Genomic DNA, 5,684 nt, shown 5'->3' with positions numbered 1-5,684 from the left:
GTACAGGATTAATTCTACTACAAAATTGGAAGGAGGGGGCAACCATCGATCCCTACCTCCCACACTCCGAGAATGATTATTATTCTTGAGGATGAATAGTTTATTTTTTGGAAGTCCCTCAAGGGGTGACAAAACTTAAGCACTACTCGAACATCTCGACGCTAGATGTTAAGTCTGATTGCCCAGCCATTCTCAACAAGCACTGTTTATTGAGAATGACCGGGGGAACTCTGAAATTTTCGGCTTAGTTGCCGGCAGCTTGCCGCCAACTCACTCCTCTAGATAAGTATTTTGACTCACGCCCCTTCCTCTTTTGAGACGTTGTGACACTTAGGGTGCGGAATGTGGGTTTCAATGACTTTTTCAGCAGACCCTAATTAAATTAGGTCGAGGTCTAACAAGGTTTTTAGATTTATTCGGCCAGCCCTATTTTAATGATCGCTGCCGTTTTCCTGTACCGATCCTAACTGTTGACGCACATCATCGATCGCTAGATTTAACTGGGCAATTTTATCTTCTAAACTGCGGCGGGCCACTTCCATGCCTTCCTCTGGAGTCAAGCGCCCATTGCGGATCTCCTCTAAAAAAGCTTGATTATCCCCATCTCCTAAACCGCGACGGCTGCGATTAGCCAACACTGTCCCCAAAACACCGCCCACTAAACCACCGACAATCGCACCGGCTAAAAAACCGCCCGTAAACCCATCTCGCTGACTCATAATCCCCTTTTCTCCTAATAGGTTCCAAAAGCTCGATCGCCGGCATCGCCCAACCCCGGCACGATGTAACCGCGGCTATTTAATCCTTCATCGATAATAGCCGTATAGATGTTCAAGCTGGGATAATTTTGACTCAATTTCTGTAAAGCCGGCGGGGCAGCCACCACGGAAATCAGGCGAATCAGGGCAGGATCAACGCCTCTGCTGGTAATTTCTGCCATTGCTGTTGAAATTGATCCCCCCGTGGCTAACATCGGTTCAAGAATTAAGACTCTTGTGGCCGGATCAAAACTGGCCGGTAATTTATTTAAATAACAACTCGCCTCTAGGGTTTCCTCATTTCTGGCTAAACCGAGATGATAGGTACTAGCTAGGGGTAAAAGACTTTGCGCCCCTTCCAACAGGGCTAATCCTGCCCGTAAAATCGGGACTACGGCCATCGGTACGCTAGGATCGATAAAAGTAGCGGGACATTCCGCTAGAGGGGTTTTAACGCTAGTTTCCAGGGTCGGCAACCATTGCCGGGCTGCTTCGTAGGTTAACCAGCGCCCTAGTTCCGTCATCGCTGTTTTAAACAGTACCGAGGGGGTATTTTGATCGCGCGCGATCGCTAACCAATGCTTAACCAGAGGATGTTCGGGAACATAGACGCGCAGTTGTAAAACCATGAAAACACTAGAACTCGATCGAGGGCTAAACTTTATCTTATCAGCTTTTTTCTCCCCACTTCCCACTCCCCACTTCCCGCTTCCCAACCCCCAAAACAGAGGTTAAAATAAAAGCAAGTCAGAAGCTTGCGAGCGACTTCTGACTTGGCTAATTTTAACGACGACGGGTTCTTTGTCGTCTCCGGGCTACTGCTTTACGCTTTCTCTTTTCTTGAGGGGTTTCAAAAAATTGATGCTTTTTGATATCCGCATAAATTCCCGCTTTCGCTACCTGTCGCTTAAAACGACGCAGGGCTGATTCGATCGCCTCGTTCTGACCAACTACCACTTGGGTCATTAACCTGATTCACCTCCTGTAATTGCTCTCTGCCTAAAAAATGCCAACTTCTCATTATAGCACAATCTAGGGTAAAAAGCGATCCAAGGCGGCCTTTAATTCTTCAATTTCTGTCTCGATACTACCTTCCTGGGCAGCCCGGGCAATACATTCGCTCAGATGTTCGTCGAGAATAATTCTGGCAACGCGATCAATCGCCCCGCGAATAGCGGCAATTTGCATCAAAACTTCGGGACAGGGACGATTTTCCGATACCATCGTCTTGATGCCGCGAATATGTCCTTCGATACGCGAAAGACGGTTAATAATTTGCTTCAGGGAAGCTTCGCTATGGACGTGGGGAGTCCCTTTTGACTCGTGGTCATGGCCCGTCTCGTCGTGGTTGTGAAGGGGGTCGAAAGGGGTAATTTGATTAGTCAAGGGCTTACCGTCAATTCAGTTATACTCTCTAGTGTGCCACAGTTGCGAACCCCAGTCCCTAGGATGGTTTTGTCCGGTTTAAATTTCGGTTTAGGGGTCTTCGGTTTGAAAGAGGGAAGTGGGGAGCAGGTTTTTTAAAGTTCGATTGGGAGTGAGAGATTGAAGCTGGTGATGGGATTTGAACCCGCGACCGGCTGATTACAAATCAGCTGCTCTACCACTGAGCTACACCAGCATTTTTGACCAACCCATTATAACACAAATAGGGCTTGCTGAAAAAGTTTTTCCCGCGGGCAGGGTGTGGGGTTTTAAGCTAAGACCGATTTTAACCGTCTGTCCTTGTTGATCATGTTCATCCCGCTGCTTTCCCTCCCTAGTCCGCGACCGGAAGACTAGGGAGCGATACATAGAGGTTCAATGAGTCAACAGGGATGACCAATAATTAGTTATCAGTGACCATTGACCGTTTAATAAGAGCCAGATTAATCCCCCTATTCCCAAAAGAATAGTCAAGACATAAAACTGTGATTGACCAGAAACATTATACTTTAAGGCACTGCCGCTAAAAATCGTCGCTAAACTGACCAAATTAACCAGACCATCAATAATATAACGATCGAGCCAAGCGGTAATTTTGGACAAGCTGCCCACCGCTAAAACCACGGTAAACTGATAGATGCGATCAAGATAGAAGTCATAAGCGAACAAATCTTGCAGGAATCGCAGGATTAACCCAGTCGGTCTGGCCCAAGCTCGTCTTAACTCTACCGTTAACCCGATAACTAGGCCAATTACTCCAGAGGCCATCAGTAAGGGAAAACCCCAGACAATAGTAAAACTCTGGTTATTAAGGAGAGGATTGGTGAAAGATAGCCAAAAATCCCAACGTAGGGGAATAATCGGGGCCAATAAAGCGATTAAAATCAATGATACCATGGGCAAAGCCATCGGCCAAGCCACTTCCGGGGTGCGATGGGTTTTACTTTGGGTTTGTCCCAAAAAGACTAAACGAAATACCCTGGTGAGATTGACGATGCTAAGACAATTAACAAAGATTAAAACCGCTAATAACCACCAAGGAATCGCCCATTCACCACTTAACCACCGTTTTAACGTCCAAAACATCCCCAGGGGCATTAAAACCGTCATCCCCGCGGAACCCCCTAAAAAAGCCATGGTTGTAGCGGGCATTCTTGCCCAAATTCCCCCCATTTCCGTGATATTTTGGTTACTGGTAGTGAGAATTAATGCTCCTGCGCTCATAAACAATAAAGCTTTTGCGACCGCATGGGAGAATAAAATTAGCAAAGCGATATCCACATGACCTAATCCCACCGCAATAAAGACCAAACCGAGATAGGCACTGGTGGAGTGGCATAAAACCCGTTTAATATCAATTTGGGATAGGGCCATCAGAGAAGTACCGATTGCCGTCATTGTCCCCAACACTATTAAAACATTGGCTGCGATCGGAGATAGGGTAAACACTGGCTGCAGCTTAATTAAAACATAGGCCCCCGCCGAAACCACGATCGAATTCCGCATGATTCCGGCTGGATTTGGTCCCTCCATCGCCTCATCTAGCCACAAATTCAGGGGAAATTGGGCGCATTTACCCGTTGGACCAGCAATAAGGGCTAATCCTAACAAAGTCGCCGTCAGAGGTGGCACAGGGTTATTTACTGCCCAATTTTCTAACTGAGAAAAACTCAATCCTTCTCCGTAACTGGACAGAGCCACCAAACCCATCAATAAAATAATATCGCCGACGCGCTTGGTTAAAAAGGCATCTCGCGCCGCGGTTACTACCAAAGGTTGAGCATACCAAAAACCGACGAGGAGATAGGTAGAGACCGTTAACATCTCTAGGAAAGCGTAACTGAATAGTAGGGAGTCACTGAGGGCAATTCCCCCCAAAGCTGCCTCAAAAAAGCCCATTAAGCCATAAAATCTTGCCAAAGACCAGTCCTTTTCCATGTAGCCAAGGGCATAGATTTGGGCCAGGAGACTGATGAGGGTAATCAGTTCCAGCGTCCCCAAACTGACGGGAGAAAGTTCGATCGAAAGGGATAAACTAAGATCGGCCACTCTTACCCATTCAAAAGCCAGTTTAATCGTCTCTCGATGCCAAATTTGATTAAAAGCGATCGATCCATGTATTAATCCTAAGACGGTCATCAATAGGTTAATATAAGCGGCCGGCCGCGGACCGGTGCGACTAATAATGCCTAAAGACCAAGGCAAGGTTAAAATCGAACCAATTAAGCCATAAATGGGAATTAACCAGCAAGTGTCAAGGAATAAATCTTTCATTCAGGGGGTTATCAGTTATCAGTTATCAGTTATCAGTTATCAGTGATCAGGTTTAAGTTTTAAGTTATCAGGTTTAAGTTTTCAATTTTCAACAAATTTAGGCTCTTTCACTGGTTACTGATTACTGATCACTGATCAACGGCCATAAAAAACTAACACTCGATCGAGAAAGGATCGAGTTTAGTCAATTTAGGTATTTTACCGTTAATCCCGGGATCAGGCTAAATGCGCTGTAATAAAGATTTACCGTGGGAATCGGTGCTACAGGTGGCGAATAATTGGTACTGACGGCTAAGAGCGAGTGCTTGTTCGGTTTCCGGTTGACTCGGTAGCCAGGGTTTGGGATTGCCGTAGGCATAAAAAGCTTCAATACCATCAATGCCCAATTCTACCGCCGCCGCCACTAAATCGGCAGCGGGGCGATGGTAACGAAAGGGATGAGCCAGAACCACTAAAGCCCCCGCTTGCTGTAAACTGTTAATGACTCTAGAGGCTAAAGCCAGATCTCCTTCTGGTTTGGTTCTTTGCAGATAGGGAGTCAAGACGACGTGAGCGGGATCGAAACCATAGCCAAGAATATGCACTTCTGTGTCTAAGAGATTCGCCGTAATTTCTACCCCTGTCCAGAGATGGGGTAGAGAACCCCTTAAATGCTGATTTTCTAGCCAAATTTGTGCTTGTCGATAACCTTCGATCGAGTGATGATCGGTAATTGCTAATCCTTTTAGTCCGATGTCTAACGCTTGTCTCATCAAGTCTTGGGGACTCATTTGACCATCGGAGCAATGGGTATGAAGATGGAAATTGTAATGGTAGGGACAACTATCATAGCCGACATTTGCCCACACCGCTTTCAGGGCGAGGGTATCTTGAGCTAGGGGTGGAATTGTAGCAGAAACGACCATGCAGTATTGAGGAACTTTCCCAAAGATTACAAATTGTTAACAATCAGCATAACAAATACCAAAAAAAATTGGGTAGCTGCTGTTACCGGTAATACTAAATCCTGTCTCAAAGGTATGGGAAAGTGGGGAACTAAGGAAAAGGGGGTAGTGATTCGGTAGTAGTGGTAAGCCATCTTGCTTATCTGGACTGAGTCGTGTAGAACATTTACTAATAAAAATAATTGCTTGATAAATGTTGGGGATTTGCTTTTTATGATTGCTATTTTTATCAATATCTTCTCTTGGATAATTAAACTTTGGTTAAATTACGATGAAGATTTAG

6 protein-coding genes and 1 tRNA gene are annotated in these 5,684 nt (G+C 45.7%); all 7 read right to left on the bottom strand.

The genetic code is table 11. The features are described 5' to 3' along the window. Positions 1 to 431: 431 nt before the first annotated feature. Positions 432 to 719 carry a ssl2009 family thylakoid membrane protein gene (locus tag EWV66_RS15020; protein WP_002790084.1) on the bottom strand — a complete coding sequence of 96 codons (288 nt, stop codon included), beginning with the start codon at positions 717 to 719 and terminating at the stop codon, positions 432 to 434. Positions 720 to 733: 14 nt separating this feature from the next. Next, positions 734 to 1,387 carry a uracil phosphoribosyltransferase gene (upp, locus tag EWV66_RS15015; protein WP_002764021.1) on the bottom strand — a complete coding sequence of 218 codons (654 nt, stop codon included), beginning with the start codon at positions 1,385 to 1,387 and terminating at the stop codon, positions 734 to 736. 154 nt (positions 1,388 to 1,541) lie between these two features. Continuing rightward, a complete protein-coding gene (gene rpsU, locus EWV66_RS15010) occupies positions 1,542 to 1,724 on the bottom strand; it encodes a 30S ribosomal protein S21 (protein WP_002738938.1) in 183 nt (60 codons plus the stop codon). Between the two features lie 66 nt (positions 1,725 to 1,790). Beyond that, a complete protein-coding gene (locus EWV66_RS15005; protein ID WP_002766602.1) occupies positions 1,791 to 2,144 on the bottom strand; it encodes a metal-sensing transcriptional repressor in 354 nt (117 codons plus the stop codon). Between the two features lie 163 nt (positions 2,145 to 2,307). Then, positions 2,308 to 2,379, bottom strand: a tRNA-Thr gene (locus EWV66_RS15000). 179 nt (positions 2,380 to 2,558) lie between these two features. After that, positions 2,559 to 4,457: an NAD(P)H-quinone oxidoreductase subunit F gene (locus EWV66_RS14995; protein WP_002790087.1), complete on the bottom strand. Its 1,899-nt coding sequence runs from the start codon at positions 4,455 to 4,457 to the stop codon at positions 2,559 to 2,561. Between the two features lie 221 nt (positions 4,458 to 4,678). Next, positions 4,679 to 5,362 (bottom strand): PHP domain-containing protein, encoded by a 684-nt coding sequence (locus EWV66_RS14990; RefSeq protein WP_287107517.1) that lies wholly within the window; start codon positions 5,360 to 5,362, stop codon positions 4,679 to 4,681. Positions 5,363 to 5,684: the final 322 nt, after the last annotated feature.

The sequence above is a fragment of the Microcystis sp. M_OC_Ca_00000000_C217Col genome (genome assembly GCF_007095585.1).
Lineage (GTDB): Bacteria > Cyanobacteriota > Cyanobacteriia > Cyanobacteriales > Microcystaceae > Microcystis > Microcystis panniformis.
Note: the sequence above shows the minus strand (reverse complement) of the source record. Positions and strands in the feature narration are given on the sequence as shown.